The sequence below is a fragment of the Rhizobium sp. BR 362 genome (assembly GCF_036528765.1).
Lineage (GTDB): Bacteria > Pseudomonadota > Alphaproteobacteria > Rhizobiales > Rhizobiaceae > Rhizobium.
This window is the reverse complement of sequence record NZ_JARWGH010000012.1, coordinates 57,695-77,648: the sequence shown is the minus strand read 5'-3', so window position 1 is coordinate 77,648 and position 19,954 is coordinate 57,695. Positions and strand designations below refer to the sequence as shown.

Below are 19,954 nucleotides of genomic sequence, written 5' to 3'. Positions count from 1 at the left end.
CCATGACCAGCGCGCTTCTGTCGCTGCGCGGCATTTCCAAGAGCTACGGCCAGATCCATGCCAACCGGCATATCGATCTGGACGTAGCGCCTCGCTCGATTCATGCCATCCTCGGAGAGAATGGCGCCGGCAAATCGACCCTGATGAAGTTGATCTACGGCGTCGAGCGGCCGGATGACGGAACTATCGCATGGAAGGGGAAGGCCCTCAGCCTTGCCTCCACCGCGGAGGCAAGGCGCGCCGGTATCGGCATGGCCTTTCAGCATTTCTCACTGTTCGAAAGCCTGACCGTCGTCGAGAACATCCGACTGATCGTTCCTGGCCGTAAAGCCGAACTCAAGGAGCGCATCCGCAAACTCGGACATGAATTCGGCCTCGAGATTGATCCGCTCGCCCATGTGCATTCGCTATCGGTCGGCGAGCGGCAGCGGGTGGAAATCATCCGATGCCTGATGACCGATCCGAAGCTGCTGATCCTCGACGAGCCGACATCCGTGCTGGCGCCGCAGGCGGTGGAGAAGCTTTTCGAGACATTGCGCCGGCTACGCGACGACGGCGTCTCCATCCTGTTCATCTCGCATAAGCTGGAGGAAATCCAGTCGCTCTGCGACCGCGCGACGGTCCTGCGCGACGGACATGTGACCGGCCATGTCGATCCCCGCGAGCATGATGCCCATGAGCTTGCCCGCATGATGATTGGCCGCGACATGCCCGAGCCCATGCCGGCACTTCCTTTGGCGGAAGGCGAGAAGCGCCTGGAGCTTATTGGCCTCGACTATCGGCCCGATGATCCTTTCGCCGTGTCGCTCTCCAATGTCAGTCTGGCGGTACGCGCCGGCGAGATCCTCGGCATTGCCGGAATTTCCGGAAATGGTCAAAGTGAACTCGCAGCGCTGATCTCTGGCGAAATCATGCTGCCGCAGGCTCAACGTGACCAAATTTTCATGATGGGCAAGGACGTCGGCACGCTCGACTCGGCCGCCCGCCGGCAACTGAGCTTCGCCTTCGTCCCGGAAGATAGGCTGGGTCGCGGTGCGGTTCCCGAAATGTCGCTGACCCTGAACAGCCTGCTGACCGCCCATCCTTTGAACCTTGTTAGACACGGCCTGCTCGACCAGGCGAAGGCGATCGCCTTCACCAATGACTGTATTCGGAATTACGACGTGCGTACGCCCGGCCCCGAGGCCGAAGCCGGTTCGCTTTCCGGCGGCAACCTGCAGAAGTTCATAGTCGGGCGCGAAATCATGCTGGCGCCGAAGCTTCTTTTCCTGGCTCAGCCCACCTGGGGCGTCGATATCGGTGCAGCTGCGGCGATCCGCAAGCGGATCATCACCCTTCGCAATGAAGGTGTGGCGATCCTCGTCATTTCCGAGGAGCTCGAGGAATTGTTCGAGCTCAGCGATTTCATACAGGTTCTGCACCACGGCAGGCTGAGCCCGCCGCTTGTCACACGAGCGACCAAACCGGAGGAGATTGGCCGATACATGATCGGAGCACACACGCAACGCGGGCAAGCCACCGCATGAGCAAACCCTTTTTCGCCGCCTTGCCAAGTCTGGTCCGCCGGGAAAGAGCCTCCGTTACCGTTGCATTGCTCGCCCCACCCATAGCCCTGATCGTCACCATCATTCTCAATCTTGGCCTCTATGTCGCCATGGGACGAGATCCCGCCGCGGTGATCTATGCGATGCTGATCGAGCCATTCATCTCCTGGGCGTCATTCTCGGAAGTGCTCCTGAAGACCGGGCCACTGCTTCTCATCGCACAGGGACTTGCGATCGGCTTCCGCGCCAAGGTCTTCAATATCGGTGCGGAGGGCCAATTCATTCTCGGGGCCGTCTTCGCCTCAGCCGTCCCCATCTGGATGCCCCAGACAACGGGCCAGTGGATTTGGCCGACAATGCTGCTGCTCGGCACCATTGGCGGCGCGCTATGGGCCTCGCTCACCGCCTTCTGGCGCGTCAGGCTGAATGCCAACGAAATCCTCGTCTCGTTGATGCTGAGCTTCGTCGCCGGGCAATTGCTCAATTATCTGCTTCTTGGGCCTTGGAAAGATCCGAACGGCTTCAATTTCCCCCAGTCGGTCATGTTCCAATACGATGCCATGGTGCCGATCCTGTTTGAGGGAACGCGCGTCAATGTCTCGCTTATCCTCGCCGTTGGGTTATCGATTGCGGCATGGATCTTCATGCAGAAAAGCTTCGCCGGCTACAAATTGCAAGTCGGCGGACTGGCGCCCCGGGCAGCGAGCTATACCGGCTTCAAGGAGAGCTCGGCGATTTGGCTATCGCTGATTATCGGCGGTGCCGCAGCCGGCCTTGCCGGCGCAGCCGAAGTTGCCGGTCCTCTTGGCCAGTTGCAGCGCTCCATCTCGACCGGATATGGCTACGCGGCAATTATCGTTGCCTATCTTGGTGGCCTCAATCCGATTGGCATCGTCGTGTCTTCGATGGTCATGGCGACGCTCTACATCGGCGGCGATAATGCCATGGTCTCCGCCAATCTACCCATCGCTGCCGTCCGTGTATTCCAGGGCAGTCTGCTCCTTATTTATCTCATCGCCATGGCCTTCGTGCGCTATCGCGTTGTATGGCGTCCCATTTCCGCCCGGAGTGCATCATGAGCGCTATCGAGTTCACTGTCACTGGCATGCTGGCAGCGGCGACGCCGTTTCTGCTGGCGGCTTTAGGCGAGCTCGTTGTCGAGCGCGCTGGGGTCCTCAATCTCGGCGTCGAAGGATTGATGGCATTCGGCGCTGTCGTCGCGTTCATTGCCGTTTATCATGGCGGCGGCCATTTGTTCGCTTTCCTTGCGGCCGGGCTCGGAGGCGCTCTCCTCTCTATGGTTTTTGCTGGGATTATTCTGGGCTTTAACGCAAATCAGGTCGCGACTGGCCTTGCGCTTGGGATTCTTGGCCAGGGCCTCTCGGCACTGTTTGGCAAGAGCTATGAGAGCCTGACGGTCACTACGCTGCCGAAGGTCCCGGTCCCCGGGCTTTCGGAAATTCCGGTCATCGGCGGGCTTTTCAATCAGGATATCGTCGTCTGGGTCTCTCTTGTCGTGACCATTGGCATCTGGGCACTGCTTGCCTACAGCAAGGTTGGCCTCGTCCTTCGCGCTGTAGGTGAAAATCCGAAAGCTGCTCATGCCATCGGCTATCCCGTCAGCGCTATCCGCTTCGCCGCGGTTGCGTTCGGCGGCATGATGGCGGGCTTTGCCGGTACCTATGCCTCGGCAATCTACACACCGCTCTGGGCGGAAGGCATGATCGCCGGCCGCGGCTGGATTGCCATTGCTCTTGTTGTCTTCGGAACCTGGCGGACATCAAGGATTTTCTTAGGCGCGTGCCTGTTTGGCGCGGTGTCGTTGATGGGGCTCGCCGCTCAGGCCACCGGGCTGGCCGTTCCCTCGCAATTGCTCGCGTGCCTACCATATCTCGTTACGATCATCGTTCTCGGCCTTATCTCCGCCGATCGCCGCTTACTCAAGCTCAACGGCGTCGCCTCGCTCGGTGAGCCATTTGAGCGGTGACAAGGATGATGGCTCTAGTCTTAGTCTAGGGACAAAGCTGGAAGAACTTTTCTGTGCAGTTGAAGAGATACGAACTGTTGCCCAACCACTAGTGTTTCCCAAGCCGTTGATTTCCGGGCAAGAACAGGTCCGCAAATGCTAGCGAACACCGAGATATGATCGGTCGCGGGAATGATCGGCCATAGCCTCGGGTGCAAGCTCGCGAAGCCCCTTCGAGCCAGGGCGCCCCAAAAGATGGATGAAAATCGGTCTGGGCTTATCGACTTGCGTGGCCTCCAGATAGGCGGACTCAAGCGGTCGTTTGGTAAGCAAGGTCGGATCGTGCCCGAAGGTAAACTTGAGTTTGGCGCGATCGAGTCGATACTCGCTGGGCAGAGGGCCGGTGCAACTTGTCTCGACGATCGATGTCGAATCGAGAAGAACTGCCGTCGTCGTTTGCAGAAGGCCGCAGGTTGCCGCAACTACGGCAAAGATTAACGCCCAGATGGCCCAGACGATAACTCGCTTCCGCGTCAAAATTGGCGGACAGTCGATTATTTCCACTACCGGACCATACCGACAAGGCCTGCGAACGGATGCGGAGAGGCCCGCAACGATCGCGATCTGTGCCAGGTACGTGGCGACAAATATCGCCCCCATCCGCTGGCCGCGGTCGAAACTTGAAAAAAGGCCACTGTCTAGGACCAACATCACGCCACCCCGGTTTGCGTGACAGCCTAGCGCGGCATGCCGAACGAACCCTTACTCCGAAGCTCGGGTAACCGGAAAAAGAAGATCGGCGGATGCTGACCTGCAGTAGGCATGAAAACGCACCTGGTTCTGAAGAGCAAGAGCGGCAGCTAAACGACGCCGAGAGATGCAGGCCCGCTTGAATGTTCCTGAGCCGATGAAGGCATGCAAGCCTACATCCGTTGCTGGAAATGCCGCACTTTGCGCAATTGTGGAAACCAATACCACCACAGAGCCGACACGCCGATCGTTGCCGCGCCGCCGATAATCACCGCCGGTGCGGCGCCGAGCGCCCAGGCCGAGATGCCGGCCCGGAATTCCCCCAATTCGTTCGACGCGCCTAAGAACACCATGTTCACCGCGTTGACACGCCCGCGCACAGCTTCGGGAGTCCAGAGCTGGATCAGCGTCTCGCGCACATAGACACTGACCATATCAAAACCGCCCATCAGGCCAAGCGCCAGCACGGACAGCCAGACCGCTGTGGAGGCGCCAAACACTGTAATCAAGAAACCAACCAGGGAAACGCAGACAAACATGATCACGCCGGCATGGTCTTTGATGGGATAGCGCAGCAGGAAGGCCGCCACCAGAATGGAACCAATGGCCGGCGCCGCGCGCAGCAGGCCGAGCCCCCAAGGGCCGACGGTAAGAATGTCGCGCGCATAGACAGGTAATAATGCCGAGGCTCCACCGAGCAGCATGGCGAAAAGATCGAAAGAGATGGCGCCGAGCACGATCTTCTCTTTCCAGACGTAATGAAAACCGGCCGCTAAGGTTTCGAAGCTCGGCTTCTCCTTGTTGCAGGCCTCCGCGGTGCTCACCGGAATGCGGATGCCTACCGCGAAGACCGCTGCGATGTTCAGCAACACGAAAGATGTTATGTAGGCTGTTTCCGGCGAGATGCCGTATAGCAGACCGCCAGCGACCGGCCCGAGCACGGTGGCGATCTGCCAGGAGGACGTGCCCCAAGCGATGGCACTTGCGAGATCTTTCGCCGGCACGAGGTTAGGCATTAATGATTGCTGCGCGGGACCGAAGAAGGCGCGCAGCGTGCCGAGCACGGCGAGTGTGCAGAAGATCGGCATTACTGTCTGCTGGCCGATTATCTTGAACATGAGAAGGGCCAGCGCACACAGCCCCTCCCCTACGATGCAGACGGACATGATCAGCACGCGGTTGAGGCGGTCGGCCACGGCGCCGGTCGCCAGCACGAGCAGGAAGGCAGGCAAAAACAACGTCAGACCCACCATGCCGAGATCGAAGGTATTGCGTGTGATGTCATAGACCTGCCAGCCGACCGACACACCGATGATCTGGGCGGAGAAGCTGCAGAGGAAGCGTGCAATCCAATAATTGCGAAAGCCGCCATTGCGAAAAGCGCCAGGGCACGGCGAAACTTTGAACATGCCGGAAATCCGATGGGGCCTAGGACCGGTGGGAAGACCTGCGTCACCGCTCTGATCATCTCCAGCATCGGCGGCGATGTTCCAGACCAGCGACCGGTAAATGTGAGGCGTTGCGCAAGCCGGCTTTGACGGAGATCATTGAAGGGCCCTCTAAGGTTGCCCGACGATAGCCCGACCCGGTTCGCATGTTTGGTCAATTATTGCATCAATGTGCAATTTTCTTGCATATAGACCCTCAACAAAAGGACGCCGCCATGGACCGGATCGACAAAAAGCTTCTGATGCTTCTCCAGCGCGACGCATCCAAAACGAATGTTGAGATGGCCGATGCAGTTGCGCTATCACCATCGAGTTGTCTGCGGCGCATTCGCCGGTTGCACAGATCAGGCGTGATCGACCGCATTGTAGCCATTCTCAATCCGGCAAAGGCGGGACGCTTGTTGAAAGCGATCGTCACGGTGGAATTGAAGGCCCATGGTGAGCAACACATGCGTCGCTTTTTGGACCTTGCGAGTGCGGAGGACCCCGTGTCGCGAGCCTATTCTGTGACCGGCGGAGCAGACGTGATCTTGTTCCTTCACCTCCGCGACATGTCAGAATATGAAGACCTGTGTGACAGGCTGTTTCGGGAAGAGACCAATGTCCTGCGCTTCGTCACCATGATGGTGATCCGCACCGCCAAAGAGGAAACGGCAATTGCGATTTGAGCAAGGCCCGATCCGCCTAAACCGCAAAAATGAGCCAAATTGGCGGACGAAAACGGGGTATTGTGACAATCGAGGCGGGTTGTTGCAAAGCTCGCTCGCAGAGCAGCGATCTTAGGCCATAATCCGAGAGGCTGGGTTTCCGAAGCGAGCGAATGGAGAGATGCAGATCGCTCTTGAGCGGGATAGCGTGTGTGCTGGTGACGACGTTCTTGCGCCAAACAGTAGAGTTGTCGTTTTTGCAAGCAAGACCTGTCATAACTGAAATCTTGAGCGACACCGGACCGATCGTCGACTATTTGCCTCGCGTGCACGTATCCCGAACCCGCTGGCTTGTATTCATAGAAAAGGAATGTGTCGCCAACATCAGCTTTGCCTGTGACCCACGTCGCTTGCTTACCGTCACGATGCTGGTTGCTGATCGACACGTCGACTCAGAGCGGGTCTATTTTAGAGCCGTTGGACAAGACGCGTAGCCTTCAGCAATAATATGCGAGCAGACGCTTGGTTTTGACGCACATGCCTAGGGGAATGCAAGACAACTCCGCGAGCTGAGAGATAGGTTACGTTTGTGCCGAAAACATCTAAGCCACACCCTCTGGCTGAGATAAAAAACCCGCAACGGCAACGCTCGCCGGTCGCATTTCTGAAGTCCTCTTTACGCCTTGCACAGAATCTGCAAGCGGGCCCGGCAATGTATTGCCATGAACAAGAGCAACACCCCMCCCCGCCCCGCCGCATCCTCAAGCCTTCCTGGTCGCATCCGCAATGACGGATGGTGGCTGAGAGAGGATTGCCGGCGCAACCGGCAACGCTCATCAGAAGCGAAGGGGCACATCAGAAAGAGGATCACAGTGCAGATCACAGATACTTTGGATTACCGGAATGTCCCCTCACACGGCACCAACCGGCTCGCCATCCTCCTGGCGATGGTGGTGCTTTCGGATGTCCTGATCTTCGGCCAAACGCCTGGCATCAATCTCTTCCTGTTTGCGATCTCAGTTACCGTCGCCACCGGTCGAGGAAGTGCTTGCCAGCATCTTCGCCGAAGTGCTCGGGCTGGAGCGTGTCGGGATCGACGACAGCTTCTTCGATCTCGGCGGCCATTCGCTGCTGGCCAGGCGGCTGTTTGAAAATCGCCGCAGCGGAACAGCAAAACTACCCACGCTTGCAAAGCCGATCCTACCGCTTCACATGCGGTCCGCTTTACTGTCGGGAATCACCATCGTTGCGCGCGCGGGACCGGAGATGCTCCGAATGCTGCGTGGTCACATGATGGTGAAAACCGGGTCCGCTTCACCGAGGCCATCGAGCGGATGATCGCCGAAGCGCGCAGGTCGAACGCCTGGTCTCAGATGCAATTAATATGAGAATCCCGATGCCATGGTTCTCACAATCAAATGCCAACGCCGAACCAAACTGTCGCATTCTGATAATTAAGTGCAAAGCGACAGGAGGCTAAGTGCAAAGCGACAGGAGGCCGATGCCCTGTTGGAAACGATGAAGCCGTCCTGATCCCTGCCATCGTCCACATTGTCCGGGTCGTCATTCTCGTCTCCGTCGGTCTAGTGGCCGTGTCGACCAGACGTAGCACGTCGCAGTTGCTGAACAACATGATCAAGGCCGGGGTGGGTGGGCGACGGCATCTCGTGGTTTTCATGCTGTTCCTGCAGATGCTTGGCTCGGCGGGACATTAGGTGGGCTAAATATCCCGAAACCGCGACCAGCAGGACGACGATCGCTATTGCCGGCAGGGGGCCGGCGAGGTGATATCTGCCCAGTATCCATTGCAACGGGGACAGCAGCGGGTAATGGATGACGTAGAGAGGGTAAGACATATCGCCGAGGAATTTCGCCGGGCGGTGGAGCGCCGCCGGAAGTTCCCATGGCCGAACGTCCCAGCGCCACAGCAGCCAGCCGAGTGGGAACGCAAAGCCGAGACGCGCGAGCCCGAGCGGGAATTCCATCCATGTCGATCCGACGTTCCGGATGCCGCCATGAGTTATGAGCACGCAGGCCGAGACGACTATCACCAGCACCAGGGTCGAGCTGCGGACGCGGATGGCGGGGGCGAAGCAGGCATAGGCGATCAGCTCGAAGAACAGGCTCCACGCCGGGACATTCGCTGGGAAAAAGTCGCCGGTGACTGGCGCTGGTACCATCGCTACGTTGAACAGAATCCACGGCGAAGGGCAGTCGGCGCCGGCACTTACCTTGGCAGCGATGACGATCGTACCAAGGCCGATTCCGATCAGGTAGGTAGGGTAGAGGCGTTTCAGACGTAGGGTATAAAACTGCCCCACTGTCATGCCGGACTTCAGGTCGCGCTCATAGGTCATCGCCATGACGAAACCTGAGAGCGCGAAAAAGACATCGACCGCCAGATATCCATAGGGTGCTATGTGCCAGACCAACCCCATGTGGAAAAGCAAGACGGAGATTGCCCCGATGCCACGGATGGCATCTAGTGTATAGTATCGCATCTGATTATCCCCCAGATGGATCAGTACAACGGACGCAACTACCGAAAAGAATACGGTGACGGCAACGGCAAGGGGAACCTCGGGTGTCCCCCGTGGGTTCGAATCGCTCGCGAAATGGACACCGGCCCGCGAAGTTTAGCGGGTCTTACCCTGCGCCAACAGTGGGCAGGTTCAACAATGGGCTGCGCGGGGGCAACCCAGGCGATACGCAGTCATAGAGATGAATTTGACCAATCACATTTGGCGCATTCATCACCCTAGATCACGGTGGAAGTTATCCCACGCGATCGCTTTACGCGGCCATAATTTGACGCCCAACAGAGCAAATGGCAATTGCATCTTTAGGACATAGCATGGAGCCGGTTCATCCTTTTGGTGGAGCTGTGACCGCTTTTTCTGCCTGAATCTTCGAGTCGGGGTCAGCCGGACAACAAAATTGCGACTAATGTTACTGAGTCACAAAATTGGGAGATTCTCGCTCGGAAATGATGTGCAGGTGCCCTCGTGACCGAGGATGGCCGGAAACAGGCCTTCCGGATCGGCGCCCGACAACGTGAAATCGTCGGTGTGGCAAATGCCGGTTGCCTTGACTTCGACCAGCACTTCACCGGCCTTCGGGCCATCGAGCTGAACAGTCATGATTTCCAGCGGTTTACCGGCGGCAACGGCTACGGCGGCGCGTACGTCCACGGACGTCTCCTTAGAGCGATGATTTTTGAATCTACGCAGCGGGTTTGTCCTGGGCCTTTTCGAGCTTCGCCTTATGCCAGGCGATGACGTCCATGATCTCGGGCGAGAAGCTGTCATAGATGGGAATCCTGGCCGCTGCGACCTGCCTCCGGATGGCTGCGGTCGATGAAGGCGAAGCACCCATTTCGATGAGCGAAGACACGAAAGCGGCAAATTCCACAGCCGGCTGCTCGCCTTTATCGGCAAGTTCGGGATGAATAAATTCGAGACCGTAGAAATGATGGTCGCGGTCGCTTACGCGGCCGACCATATGCGTTCCGCAAGTCTGGCAACGATAACGTTGGATCTTTTGAGCGGCATCTACGCATTCGAGTTTTGAGCCGTTGGCTCTTTCGGTAACTGAGCCAGCGGGAACGGCTGCGATCTGCGCAAACAAGGCTCCTGCAGGCTTCCAGCACCTGGGGCAGCCACAGAGATGATTGTGGTTTACAGGCGCCGAAACAGTCATCTCCACCGGCTCTTTTGCGCAGTGGCACCGCAACGTAGCGCCGGACAACTGCCCGGTCGTTTTGGCGCTCACTGCAGGGTGAAGGACAAAATCGACATCCCGCAACGCCTCAGCGCGCACCTTTAGGGCGGCGTTCAGCTTGTCATAGGCCCGCTTCAGGTTCACGCTGATGCTCGGCCAACGCTCTTCGGCAACTGTCCCGGAGAATGCCTCGCCATGAATTGCGTGTGTGCGGCCACCCGGCAGCGGCTGTAAGAGAAAATAGTGCTCGGTGCGGAAAGCTGATGGATCAGGCGCTTGGCTGAGCCAACGCAACTCACGTACGGTGACGATGCGAATGATTGTCGGCGCGATCGGAATGTCCGGGACGGGCTTACCTTGCCACAGGATGCCCTTGACCGGTTCGCCGACCGTGGTGCGGCCCTATAACTCCGGAAGGACTTCGTTCCACGCTGGATAGCTCTCCAGATCATCAAGGACGCTCCAGACAAGTTGCGGTGGAGCGTCGATCGTGATTTCGGTATCAAGGACGAGCATGGAAAGACCTCTTGAAAAGAACGAGGAGCACAGTTCCGCCGAATGTCTGCGTTCTGATGTGTCAGTCGAATTCGGGAGGCACGGGAACTCCGCGCTTGCGACTTTCCTCAGTGAGCCGGTTGGCCGTCATAGCCGGGATCGGGATACCTTCGACGCTACGTTTTTCAGCCATGATGAACCCGCGTTCGCCTGGCAGAAGCACCTCTTCGACACCGGCGGCCAGAGGTAACGCCTTAATCGCTCCCGCAAGCGACGCCACATCTTGTGAGACAGGAGTCGAAAGTCCGAACCTCAACGGATTGATGGCAATCGCCACGCCGTTGAAGCCGTTGTCCCTTTTGTCGGCAAGCGCAGCGGAGATAAGGGGGTTTCCGCTCAGAATGCTGACCAGAATCTCGATCATAAGAGAGAGTCCTGAGCCCTTCGGCCCCGCCATGGGCAGGATGGCTTTGACATTACTTGGATCAGTGGTCGGCATGCCCTGTTCGTCGACCCCCCACTCGGGGGGAATCGGCAGCCCCGAATCCCTGGCCGCCATGATCTTGCCGAGCGCAACGGCCGCGGTCGACATGTCAAGGATCAACGGATATCTGCCGTCACCGGCTGGAGCGCTAATCGCGAGCGGGTTAGTGGAAACGCCCTCTCCGCGCGTGCCATGATACACCATCAAAGGTTTCGAGGCAGACATCACAATGCCCATCATTCCGGCATAGGCGATCTTCTCGGCGAAATAGCCGATCGCGCCGGCGTGGCTGGTCCGCGAAACCTCGCAAAGACCTATCCCGAACTTGTTGGCAAGCTCCACAGCCTTCTCCGCAGCCATGGACATCCCGGCTGCGCCCGGAAGGCGGTGGCCATCCAGACGGCAAATCGCACCGAATTCATGCGAAACCGTCGGCTCAGCTTGACCGTTTATGATGCCGAGCTCGACCATCTCGATATAGCGTGGGATGCGCAGAACGCCATGCGAGTCGGCTCCGCGCAGGTTAGCCCAGACCAGGAGATCAGCGGATTGTCGGGCGTAATCCGGCCTGAACCCGCCGGCCGCAAGCAGAGCAGCCGAGAAATCCGTCAGTGCCTGTTTGCCGATCCATTTTTTTTCTGCCGTCATGCGACGCCACCGAGTGGCGACGGGAAGAACTTGTCGAGCCATCCCTTCATCATCGTCTTGGTGCGAGGCGCATCACCGGGTGCCAGCGGAAAATGCGCTGTCGTATCAATCAGCATCAGCTCCGTCGGGTGACCGGCTTTTTCGAACATGCGGATGGACTCGCTCGTCGGCGTGATGATGTCGTTGGCCGTATGAAATAGGAGCAGTGGGCGGGGCGCGATGTTGGCGACGACGTCGTCAGCACGGAAATTGTACATGGACCAGGCTGTTTCGACCGGGATTTCCATAATCGCCTTCGGCGACAGGTTTTTGCGTAGGTGTTCCGGGATCGGCACTGCATCAAAACGCGACATCCAGAGGCTCGCACCGGTCTCCTGCTTGTGCTTGCGACCCTTCTCCAGAATACCGATGAACTTCTCCCACGATTCCGGTGTCGGATGCTGTCCACGGAACTTGCGCTCGCCGTCCCCCCAGCCGCAAGACGATAGGCAGCAGGCCACGCGGTCGTCTACGCCTGCGGTATAGACCGATACCGCTGCACCGAAACTGTGGCCGGTGATGCCGATCCGTGTTGGATCGACCTCCTCGCGAGTGGCAAGAAACGTCAGTGCGTTCTTGGCGTCCGCGACCTGGTCGAAGCAGCGCACCTGCGCCCGTTCACCCTCGCTTTCACCGCAACTGCGAAAATCGAAACGCAATGCGACATAGCCGAAGGCCTCCATCATTTCAGCCTGGATCTGCGCGTGGCTTTCATCCTTGGAGCCGACAAAACCGTGGCAGACAATGAACGCGGGCGATTTCTGACCGGGCTTGCGCCCTTCCGGAACGTGTAAGACGCCTGACAGTTTCAGCCCGTCGGACATGAACTCGAGTTTTTCCTGCATCGGCTTTACCTCTGTTTTGTCAGGCAATCTTGGCAAACGGGTGGTGGTATTCGCGCCATTCGGCAGGCGCCGGCGTGCCCCACACATTCATGTCTCGGACGTTGCCGGGACGTGCCAGGTTGGTGATCACGTTCGGCGTGAAATCAGCATCGTCCGCGATGTGGGCCATTACGCCGGAACACTCGATCATCATGCCGCTCGCGTCAGTGTAGTAAGCATAGGTATTGTCACCAGGACGGTGGCGGCCTGGACCCCACATGAGCTGCCGGTCGAACTGATCAAGAATGTCGCCCAAACGCAGATATTGATTGAACTCCAGGAACTCGAAGGAAACGTGGTGCAGGCCGGGAGCGGTGCCGAGCACGAGGCCCAGGATGTGGTGTTGGCGATTGCCACCATACATCCAGCTCAAAGCATCGTTGGTCATGCGCTCCGAAAGCTTTAGGCCGCCGATTGCCTCTAGTTGCGCGCGGGTAACGGAGGGATTCGGCGTGATCAGATTGATATGGTCAATCCGGTTGGCGCCGACGCCGGTGGTTGGGTAGCGCCGGCCATAGGTGACATTGCGGATCGGCGAGTGGATTTCGAACCGCAGCCCCTCCGGCGTCGCAAATGTCACTCCAGCGGCGATACAAGCGAGGCTTGGTTCTCGCATCAAAATGCGGCAGCCTGCGTCTTCGATGCGCGAGGCGGCTTCCTCCACCAAGTCCGGCGTCAATGCCTCCAGCCCGATTGTGTGCGCCGAATTCTCGCTGGCATGAACGAGAACGAGCTCCGCCGCCCGGCCATTTGAACTTAGCCAGGTTTGGTCAACATTTTGATGGGTGACGTGCAGGCCGAGGATTTCCGTCGCATCTCGTATCACGGCCTCTGGATCAATGACATTGACCTTCATATGGCCGACAGCGTGCACGATGTGCGTCATGAGTTCCTCCTGAACTGGGCCTTTGTCGTTCTTGGCGTTGATAGCGCAAACGCCAGATGATCGCAATATATTTCGAAATAAAAAAAATTATCGAAATTATTCGAAAACGTCGTTTTCGCCTGCGACGTGGTTGCAGAGTATCCCGATCCTTTCGATTTCCACCTCGATGACATCGCCGACACGCAGGAACACAGGTGGTTGAAGAGACGAACCGAAGCCCGAGGGGGTTCCGGTTACGATGACGTCGCCAGGCTCCAGGATTGTGAAACAGCTCACGTAGGAAATCAGCCAGGGGATTGAGAAAATCAGACGGTTCGTGTTGTTTGCCTGGCGCACCTCGCCATTGACCCGGGTCCGCAGTTCAAGACCTGCGGGATCTGGGATTTCATCCGTTGAGACCATCCAGGGACCGAATCCAGCGGTCCTCGCAAAATTCTTGCCGGGTGTGAACTGCGTGGAATGCTTCTGCCAATCGCGCACGCTTCCGTCGTTGAAACACGAATAGCCCGCCACATAGGAAAGTGCGTCAGTTTCCGCGATGTGCCGGCCACTGCGGCCGATAATGACCGCAACTTCACCCTCGAAATCGAACTTCTCAGAGAGGTTGGGTTTGGCTAAAGGTTGGCGATGTCCGGTCTGTGAGGCGGCAAAACGGGTGAAGAGCAAAGGGTAATCTGGCCTCTCGCTCCTCACTTCGTCTGGCTCATGATAATTGGTCGCGACGCACAGAACCTTGGATGGGTTCGGGATAACGGGCAGATATTCCACCTCCGAGAGTGCAAAATCGGCGCTGGCATCTTCCTCCGCTCCCAGTGTGTCGAAGCGGCACGATATATGGGTCGCGAGATCTGGATAGCCGGCGCGTTTGCCCAGATCGCAAACCCCCTCATCTATGAGGCAGCCGTAACTCGCACGACCGTTGCGTAAGAAACTCAGATATCGCATATCTTCTCCATAAATTTCGAAATATCATCTATTATCGTAATTTCTTAATCGATCAAGAATTTCAGGTCTCCGCGGCGCCAGGTTTTCGCCAAAGTTGATTTTTTCGAAATTTTCCGTAAATTCCGAGATGAAGGTGGCGATGATCTTCTTACGTGGAGGCTCTCTTGGAACAGCAGAATGCGGGTGGCGAAACGAGAGCTGGCGACGTGCTGCAGCGCATGCGGCAGGACATCGTAAACTGCGTTCTCAAACCAGGCGAAAAATTGCGCTTCGAAGGTCTTCGCGAACGCTATCAGGTTAGTTTTTCTACTTTGAGAGAGGCTCTGTCGCGGCTTTCTGCCGAAAATCTCGTCATAGCCGAGGGGCAGCGTGGCTTCATCGTGGCGCCGGTTTCGATTGCCGATCTCAACGATCTGACGGACGTTCGCATTCTCATTGAGCGGGAGGCACTCGCCAAAGCTATTCGCAAAGGCGATGATCGCTGGGAAGGCAACATTCTGTCAACATTTCACAGAATGGATAGGCTGCAGCAGCGAATCGGCCGGGAATATTACCTCTCCGACGAATGGAGTGTCATGCATGGCGAGTTTCACTTCTCGCTTGTCGCTGCATGTGGCTCGCCCGTGCTTCTCGAAATGCGGGCTAAGCTGTTCGAACGGGCGCATCGCTATCGGCGGATGTCGTCGCAGTTTCGTCCGCAATGGCGAGAAAAGGACGTCGAGCACAAGATGATCGTCGATGCGGTGCTGGATCGAGACATCGATACCGCGCTCAGCCTGATTGAGCGGCATATCCGCGAAACAAGTGAAAATGTGATCGAACACGCAGGTCATCTTTTTCCGGACCTGCCGGGCGGGCGTCCGCGTCGTGGTTCGAAGCGGTCGGCGGTTGTTGCTGCCGAGTGACTGCTACACCTTGGTCGCCATTCCCATACTGACCTCGGTCGCACTTCCTCCAGGCTACTTCAAGCGTGGTGCATCCAATTTTTCGACAAATTTATTTTTTACGAAATTAATTGCTATTTCGAAATTTTGCCATTACCTCTTATGGGCAGAGGAGCGCCCTGCCCCGGTTGGGCATTATTGCCGTGAGGAGGAACAAACTGATGACCATTTCGCAGACGATGACTGCTGCCCGTATGCACACGGTCGGTGGAGAGATGAAGATCGAGACATTGGATACGCCGAAGCCGGGCGACCTGGACGTCCTAGTCCGGGTGAAAGCCTGCGGGATCGTTCCCAATCTGCATAATATTCTTGCGAACTGGCCGACTTGGTTTCCGCACATGCCACAGCCGCCGCTTCCGGCCGTCTTCGGCCTTGACCCTGCTGGCGAGATTGCTGCGCTCGGGCGTCAGGTTCATGGACTAAACGTTGGCGATCGCGTCTATGTCAATCCGGGCCGCAGTTGCGGTACGTGTCGGCATTGCCGGCGCGGTGACTCGATATCGTGCAAGCACTACGCTTTTCAGGGATACTTCGGTTTCTCCGAACACGCCTTTCAAACCTTCGCGGACTATCCGATCGGGGGCTTGAGCGAATACACCGTCGCTCCAGCCTCGGCGATCGTAAAGATCCCCGACAACATGACATTCGATCAGGCTGCACGTCTCGGTTATCTCGGCACAGCCTATTCCGCGCTCAAGAAGGTCAATGCAGGTCCCGGCGACACGATCCTGGTGAACGGCATCAGCGGGACCCTAGGCATCGGCGCCGCAATTTTCGGTCTTGCGATAGGCGTCAAGAAAATCCTCGGGACTGGTCGTGACAAGGCACTATTGGAAGAGATCAAGACATTCGCACCAAACCGCATCGAGATATTCTCGATCAACGACGGTAATGTCACCGATTTTGCCATGAAACACACGGAAGGCGAAGGAGTTGACGCATTCCTCGATTGCAGTGGGCCGGGCGCTTTGCACGACACTTTCCGTCAAGGCCTGCTCAGCCTGCGTCGCGGTGGGATCGCCGCTGATATCGGCGCCATTGCAGGCTTGGTCGAGATTGACGTTCACCGCTTGATGGACCGTAATCAGCGTCTCTACGGTTCGGCGTGGCTGACGACAGCAGAGGGCCAGGAGATGGCAGACATGGTTGCCGCCGGTATCGTGGATCTCTCTATTCTGGAGACACAGAGCTTCCCTCTTTCCGATGTCAACAATGCTATTTCCGGCATCGCGCAGCGCCATGGCGGGTTTTCGAACTTCGTGATTTGTCCTTAAGCGTAGCACCGGCCCGCCACTTGCGGCGGGCTCGGTTAGTTTTCACATGATTGTGGGAGTAGATCATGACCTTCAGACGCGTCGTAACCGCCAAGAACGCATCCGGAAAATCCGTCGTTGTGAGCGATGGCACGTCGCCACGAGAACGCGCACTCAAGCACACACCAGGTTTCATATCGGCTCCCATTTGGACGATTGGAGATGTGCCGGCCCTACCGTTCGATGGAAAGGATACGATGGCCGGTAGCGGTACGTTACTGCAACCTGCAGGTGGGTCGACCTTTTTCGTCGTCACCTTTCCGCCAGATACCGTGATGATGTCGCCGGAGTTTCGGCCAGATCTCGCAGGCCTGGAGCATCTTGCCGCCGCGCCGGGCATCGCCGAGACATTCGAGATGGACAATCCAGGAATGCATACCACGCCGACAGTGGACTACGGTGTCGTTCTCACAGGAAAGATAACGCTGGAACTCGACGATGGCGTTGTCGTGAACCTTGCGGCAGGCGACACGTTCGTTCAGCATGGGGCACGTCACGCTTGGCGTAATCCAAACAGCGAGCCGGCTACAATCGCGTTCGTGCTGATCGGTGCGAAGGCCGACTGAGCACGCAACTGCGGCATCTGCCGATATAATTTTTGGAACTGTTTAGAAGCCGGATCGCGAAGATGCCGGCCTCTGCCCGTGTCAGGAGAAAGCCACCTCTTCCTGAGTTTGGTCGGGGGCAACGGCGTGCGTTACATCAGCCAGAAGCTGACGCACCCAGCGATGCAAGCCCGATTTGTGCGTCCGCTCCGTCCAATACATATCGATGTCGATTGCGATGTGAATAGGGAACGGCCGTGCAGCGAGCCGTCCGCCATAAGTGCTCGCCAATCGATTTGGAATCGTTGCAACCAGATCCGTTCCGGCGATCATCAGCTCTAGGCTGTCATGACTAGGAAGCGTGAGCTGTGGCGTGAGGACGATGTTCCGCTCGCGAAGCGCGGCAAAATAAAGCGCTTGCCATTGGCCATTATGGGTTATGGCAATATGCGCAGCATTCTGAAAGCGCTGTAGCGTTAGATCGCCTTTCGCAAGAGGATTGTCTGCGTCCATTACACAGGAATAGTGATCGGAAAATATCCTTCGTCGGAAATAGCCCTCACCGAGGATTCGGACGGGACCCAGGACAATATCTGCAACGTTTTCCTTCAACTGCTGCTTTCCGTTGACGGCCGATTCCAGGACATTGAGAACGACATTCGGCGCGGCCTCTCGCAAGGTCCTGATAAAGGCGGGCAAGAGCAGAAAACGTTCGTGATGATTGCAGGAAAGCGTTACCGCGCCCTCAGCCGTCATGGGATCGAATTCTTGCGGAACGGCGATCGCTAGCATGCGGTTGAGCGTCTCACGTGTTTGCGAAACAAGGTTCCGGCATTTGTCCGTTTCCGCGATTCGGTTGCCTTGCCGCACATAGAGGGGATCGCCGAAAGCGCGTCGAAGACGGTCAATCGCATAGCTCACGGTCGATTGGCTGATATCGAGCTGAATCGCCGCGGCGGAAAACGAACCAGCGTCGTTAACAGCGACAAGGATTTGCATCGATCTGAGATCGATCAGCGCCAACTCCTCGGGGATCATTCAACCTCCCAACGTTATCGAGTAATTCGATGACATTTATCGTATCCATCCAATTGTCGGACGAAAAGCCCTCGCGTAGCCTGATGTCAGAAAACTTGCTGGAGGGCGAGATGGGAGGAGAACCAATGCTTGCCGACAATGGATCAAACATACCGCTGATACGGGACGTGTCGTTCGGAGAGCTTCTAAGGGACCCCTATCCGACATTCGACCGGGCGCGCGATATGGCAGCGATCGTCAAGATCGAGGCGGCGAACATCATGGTTGCGACCCGCTATGACGACATCATGGCCATGGAGCGCGACTCCGAGACCTTCTCGTCCGAGAACCCCCAATCGCTGGTCAACAGGGTCATGGGTCATACCATGATGCGCAAGGACGGCGAGGCTCATGCCAGGGAACGCAAGGCAATCGAACCCGCATTGCGTCCAGGCTCCGTCAAATCTTGTTGGGCGCCGCGGCTGGAAACCATCTTCAATGAAATCATCGCCGGCTTCGAGCACGATGGCGAGGCCGATCTCTTCCACGCACTAGCAGCGCCGATGGCTGGACGCGCTCTGGCGGAGGTGCTTGGTTTTCAGGACGTCGACTGGCAAACCATGGCGCTCTGGTCGCAATCTCTGATCGACGGCGCGGGCAACTATTCGGGAGATCCGGAGATTTCCCGCAAGGCGGAAGACGCTGCCAAGGGCGTCGAAGATGCCATCAAGCGCGCCCTGCCGTTACATCGCGACAATCCCAACGCGTCGGTGCTGTCCTCAATGATCCATTCCGAGGATCCTCACACGATCGAACAGATCTACGCCAACATCAAAGTCGCGGTGGGTGGCGGGCTCAATGAACCACGCGATTCAATCCTGACACTGGTTCTCGGCATGCTCGAAAACCCTGATCAACTCGAACGAGTGAAAGCGGACCCAAACCTCTGGCCGACGGCCTTTGAGGAGTCGCTTCGATGGATATCGCCGATCGGAATGTACCCGCGGCGCGTAACACGGGATGTCGTCTTTTCCGGCGTCCAACTGCGCGAGGGTGACCAGGTCGGGCTCTGCGTCGGCGCGGCCAACCGTGATCCAAGCCGCTTTTCCGATCCGGATCGCTTCGATGTCTTCCGGGAAAAGAAATCGCATCTCGCCTTCGGCGCCGGTCCGCATTTCTGCGCCGGCACGTGGGTCGCGCGGCACATGGTCGGCCGTCTCGTCGTGCCGAGGCTCTTTGAACGCCTCCGCAATCTTCATCTCAGGAATCGCGAGGCGGTCCGCATTCATGGCTGGGTCTTTCGCGGTCCCGTTACCCTGCCCGTGATTTGGGATGCATGAGAGGAGAAAGCACATGACCGACGTTACATTCATTCTTCCAGACGGAACGCAACACTCCTGCATCGCACAGGAGGGCCTCAGCCTCATGGAAGTCGCGCTGCAGAACTCAGTGTCGGGCATCATCGCGGAATGCAATGGAGCGGCCGCCTGCGCAACCTGTCATGTGATTGTCGATGACAGCTTAGCCCGCGCGCTCGATCCGGTGAGCGAACATGAGAACGACATGCTGGACTTCGCAGCCGCGGCACGCGAGCCTGGTAGTCGACTGAGTTGTCAAATCAGGGTAGACGCGCGCCTGAACGGCGCCACGATCCGCATACCGGCGGAGACGTGAGC

General features: G+C 57.7%; 18 protein-coding genes and 1 pseudogene. 10 read left to right on the top strand and 9 right to left on the bottom strand.

Annotated features, from left to right (window positions below; genetic code table 11):
- Positions 1-2: 2 nt before the first annotated feature.
- The 3 genes from QDY28_RS17130 to QDY28_RS17120 are packed head-to-tail and all read left to right on the top strand — an operon-like array spanning position 3 to position 3,531.
- Positions 3-1,526 (top strand): ABC transporter ATP-binding protein, encoded by a 1,524-nt coding sequence (locus QDY28_RS17130; protein WP_331382872.1) that lies wholly within the window; start codon positions 3-5, stop codon positions 1,524-1,526.
- The gene (locus QDY28_RS17125; protein WP_331382871.1) at positions 1,523-2,623 is read left to right on the top strand and encodes an ABC transporter permease; all 1,101 of its coding nucleotides are present in this window, start codon (positions 1,523-1,525) and stop codon (positions 2,621-2,623) included. Before QDY28_RS17130 ends, QDY28_RS17125 begins: the two co-directional genes overlap by 4 nt.
- Positions 2,620-3,531, top strand: coding sequence for an ABC transporter permease (locus tag QDY28_RS17120; protein ID WP_331382870.1), 912 nt, complete (start codon positions 2,620-2,622; stop codon positions 3,529-3,531). Before QDY28_RS17125 ends, QDY28_RS17120 begins: the two co-directional genes overlap by 4 nt.
- A gap of 902 nt (positions 3,532-4,433) precedes the next feature.
- On the opposite strand, the gene QDY28_RS17115 is transcribed toward QDY28_RS17120, so the two are convergent.
- Entirely contained in the window at positions 4,434-5,669 is a 1,236-nt protein-coding gene (locus tag QDY28_RS17115; protein ID WP_331382869.1) for an MFS transporter, read from the bottom strand.
- 254 nt (positions 5,670-5,923) lie between these two features.
- Between QDY28_RS17115 and QDY28_RS17110 the strand changes: the two genes are divergently transcribed.
- A complete protein-coding gene (locus tag QDY28_RS17110) occupies positions 5,924-6,376 on the top strand; it encodes an Lrp/AsnC family transcriptional regulator (protein ID WP_331382868.1) in 453 nt (150 codons plus the stop codon).
- Between the two features lie 1,023 nt (positions 6,377-7,399).
- Positions 7,400-7,693: a phosphopantetheine-binding protein gene (locus QDY28_RS17105; protein ID WP_331382867.1), complete on the top strand. Its 294-nt coding sequence runs from the start codon at positions 7,400-7,402 to the stop codon at positions 7,691-7,693.
- Between the two features lie 245 nt (positions 7,694-7,938).
- Here the strand turns inward: QDY28_RS17105 and QDY28_RS17100 are convergent, their stop codons facing one another.
- From QDY28_RS17100 to QDY28_RS17070, 7 genes and pseudogenes are all read right to left on the bottom strand, one after another.
- Positions 7,939-8,856, bottom strand: coding sequence for an acyltransferase family protein (locus tag QDY28_RS17100; protein WP_331382866.1), 918 nt, complete (start codon positions 8,854-8,856; stop codon positions 7,939-7,941).
- Between the two features lie 498 nt (positions 8,857-9,354).
- Positions 9,355-9,546 (bottom strand): annotated as a pseudogene (locus QDY28_RS17095) (alcohol dehydrogenase catalytic domain-containing protein); the annotation flags it as partial.
- 31 nt (positions 9,547-9,577) lie between these two features.
- Complete coding sequence (locus QDY28_RS17090; RefSeq protein ID WP_442967545.1) at positions 9,578-10,126, bottom strand: GFA family protein; 549 nt, start codon at positions 10,124-10,126, stop codon at positions 9,578-9,580.
- A gap of 526 nt (positions 10,127-10,652) precedes the next feature.
- A complete protein-coding gene (locus tag QDY28_RS17085; RefSeq protein ID WP_331382865.1) occupies positions 10,653-11,702 on the bottom strand; it encodes an Ldh family oxidoreductase in 1,050 nt (349 codons plus the stop codon).
- Positions 11,699-12,586 carry an alpha/beta hydrolase gene (locus QDY28_RS17080; protein WP_331382864.1) on the bottom strand — a complete coding sequence of 296 codons (888 nt, stop codon included), beginning with the start codon at positions 12,584-12,586 and terminating at the stop codon, positions 11,699-11,701. The genes QDY28_RS17085 and QDY28_RS17080 overlap by 4 nt, the downstream gene beginning before the upstream one ends.
- Before the next feature lie 19 nt (positions 12,587-12,605).
- Positions 12,606-13,511, bottom strand: a complete 906-nt coding sequence (locus QDY28_RS17075; protein WP_331382863.1) for a VOC family protein — start codon at positions 13,509-13,511, stop codon at positions 12,606-12,608.
- A 96-nt stretch (positions 13,512-13,607) separates the two neighbouring features.
- A complete protein-coding gene (locus tag QDY28_RS17070) occupies positions 13,608-14,456 on the bottom strand; it encodes a fumarylacetoacetate hydrolase family protein (protein WP_331382862.1) in 849 nt (282 codons plus the stop codon).
- Between the two features lie 164 nt (positions 14,457-14,620).
- Between QDY28_RS17070 and QDY28_RS17065 the strand changes: the two genes are divergently transcribed.
- From QDY28_RS17065 to QDY28_RS17055, 3 genes are all read left to right on the top strand, one after another.
- A complete protein-coding gene (locus QDY28_RS17065; protein ID WP_331382861.1) occupies positions 14,621-15,361 on the top strand; it encodes an FCD domain-containing protein in 741 nt (246 codons plus the stop codon).
- A gap of 200 nt (positions 15,362-15,561) precedes the next feature.
- Positions 15,562-16,677 carry an alcohol dehydrogenase catalytic domain-containing protein gene (locus tag QDY28_RS17060; RefSeq protein WP_331382860.1) on the top strand — a complete coding sequence of 372 codons (1,116 nt, stop codon included), beginning with the start codon at positions 15,562-15,564 and terminating at the stop codon, positions 16,675-16,677.
- A 65-nt stretch (positions 16,678-16,742) separates the two neighbouring features.
- Entirely contained in the window at positions 16,743-17,282 is a 540-nt protein-coding gene (locus tag QDY28_RS17055; protein WP_331382859.1) for a cupin domain-containing protein, read from the top strand.
- Between the two features lie 81 nt (positions 17,283-17,363).
- Here the strand turns inward: QDY28_RS17055 and QDY28_RS17050 are convergent, their stop codons facing one another.
- The gene (locus QDY28_RS17050; RefSeq protein WP_331382858.1) at positions 17,364-18,299 is read right to left on the bottom strand and encodes a LysR family transcriptional regulator; all 936 of its coding nucleotides are present in this window, start codon (positions 18,297-18,299) and stop codon (positions 17,364-17,366) included.
- Between the two features lie 29 nt (positions 18,300-18,328).
- Here QDY28_RS17050 and QDY28_RS17045 point away from each other — a divergent pair, with 29 nt between their 5' ends.
- Together QDY28_RS17045 and QDY28_RS17040 are read left to right on the top strand one after the other, a co-directional pair.
- Positions 18,329-19,618 (top strand): cytochrome P450, encoded by a 1,290-nt coding sequence (locus QDY28_RS17045; RefSeq protein WP_331382857.1) that lies wholly within the window; start codon positions 18,329-18,331, stop codon positions 19,616-19,618.
- Between the two features lie 13 nt (positions 19,619-19,631).
- Complete coding sequence (locus QDY28_RS17040) at positions 19,632-19,952, top strand: 2Fe-2S iron-sulfur cluster-binding protein (protein ID WP_331382856.1); 321 nt, start codon at positions 19,632-19,634, stop codon at positions 19,950-19,952.
- Positions 19,953-19,954: the final 2 nt, after the last annotated feature.

Excerpts from the sequence above, each read along its gene's own strand:
- QDY28_RS17130 (WP_331382872.1), top strand. The coding sequence starts at position 3 with ATGACCAGCGCGCTTCTGTCGCTGCGCGGCATTTCCAAGAGCTACGGC.
- QDY28_RS17125 (WP_331382871.1), top strand. The coding sequence starts at position 1,523 with ATGAGCAAACCCTTTTTCGCCGCCTTGCCAAGTCTGGTCCGCCGGGAA.
- QDY28_RS17120 (WP_331382870.1), top strand. The coding sequence starts at position 2,620 with ATGAGCGCTATCGAGTTCACTGTCACTGGCATGCTGGCAGCGGCGACG.
- QDY28_RS17115 (WP_331382869.1), bottom strand. The coding sequence starts at position 5,669 with ATGTTCAAAGTTTCGCCGTGCCCTGGCGCTTTTCGCAATGGCGGCTTT.
- QDY28_RS17110 (WP_331382868.1), top strand. The coding sequence starts at position 5,924 with ATGGACCGGATCGACAAAAAGCTTCTGATGCTTCTCCAGCGCGACGCA.
- QDY28_RS17100 (WP_331382866.1), bottom strand. The coding sequence starts at position 8,856 with ATGCGATACTATACACTAGATGCCATCCGTGGCATCGGGGCAATCTCC.
- QDY28_RS17085 (WP_331382865.1), bottom strand. The coding sequence starts at position 11,702 with ATGACGGCAGAAAAAAAATGGATCGGCAAACAGGCACTGACGGATTTC.
- QDY28_RS17080 (WP_331382864.1), bottom strand. The coding sequence starts at position 12,586 with ATGCAGGAAAAACTCGAGTTCATGTCCGACGGGCTGAAACTGTCAGGC.
- QDY28_RS17075 (WP_331382863.1), bottom strand. The coding sequence starts at position 13,511 with ATGACGCACATCGTGCACGCTGTCGGCCATATGAAGGTCAATGTCATT.
- QDY28_RS17070 (WP_331382862.1), bottom strand. The coding sequence starts at position 14,456 with ATGCGATATCTGAGTTTCTTACGCAACGGTCGTGCGAGTTACGGCTGC.
- QDY28_RS17060 (WP_331382860.1), top strand. The coding sequence starts at position 15,562 with ATGACCATTTCGCAGACGATGACTGCTGCCCGTATGCACACGGTCGGT.
- QDY28_RS17055 (WP_331382859.1), top strand. The coding sequence starts at position 16,743 with ATGACCTTCAGACGCGTCGTAACCGCCAAGAACGCATCCGGAAAATCC.
- QDY28_RS17050 (WP_331382858.1), bottom strand. The coding sequence starts at position 18,299 with ATGATCCCCGAGGAGTTGGCGCTGATCGATCTCAGATCGATGCAAATC.
- QDY28_RS17045 (WP_331382857.1), top strand. The coding sequence starts at position 18,329 with ATGACATTTATCGTATCCATCCAATTGTCGGACGAAAAGCCCTCGCGT.
- QDY28_RS17040 (WP_331382856.1), top strand. The coding sequence starts at position 19,632 with ATGACCGACGTTACATTCATTCTTCCAGACGGAACGCAACACTCCTGC.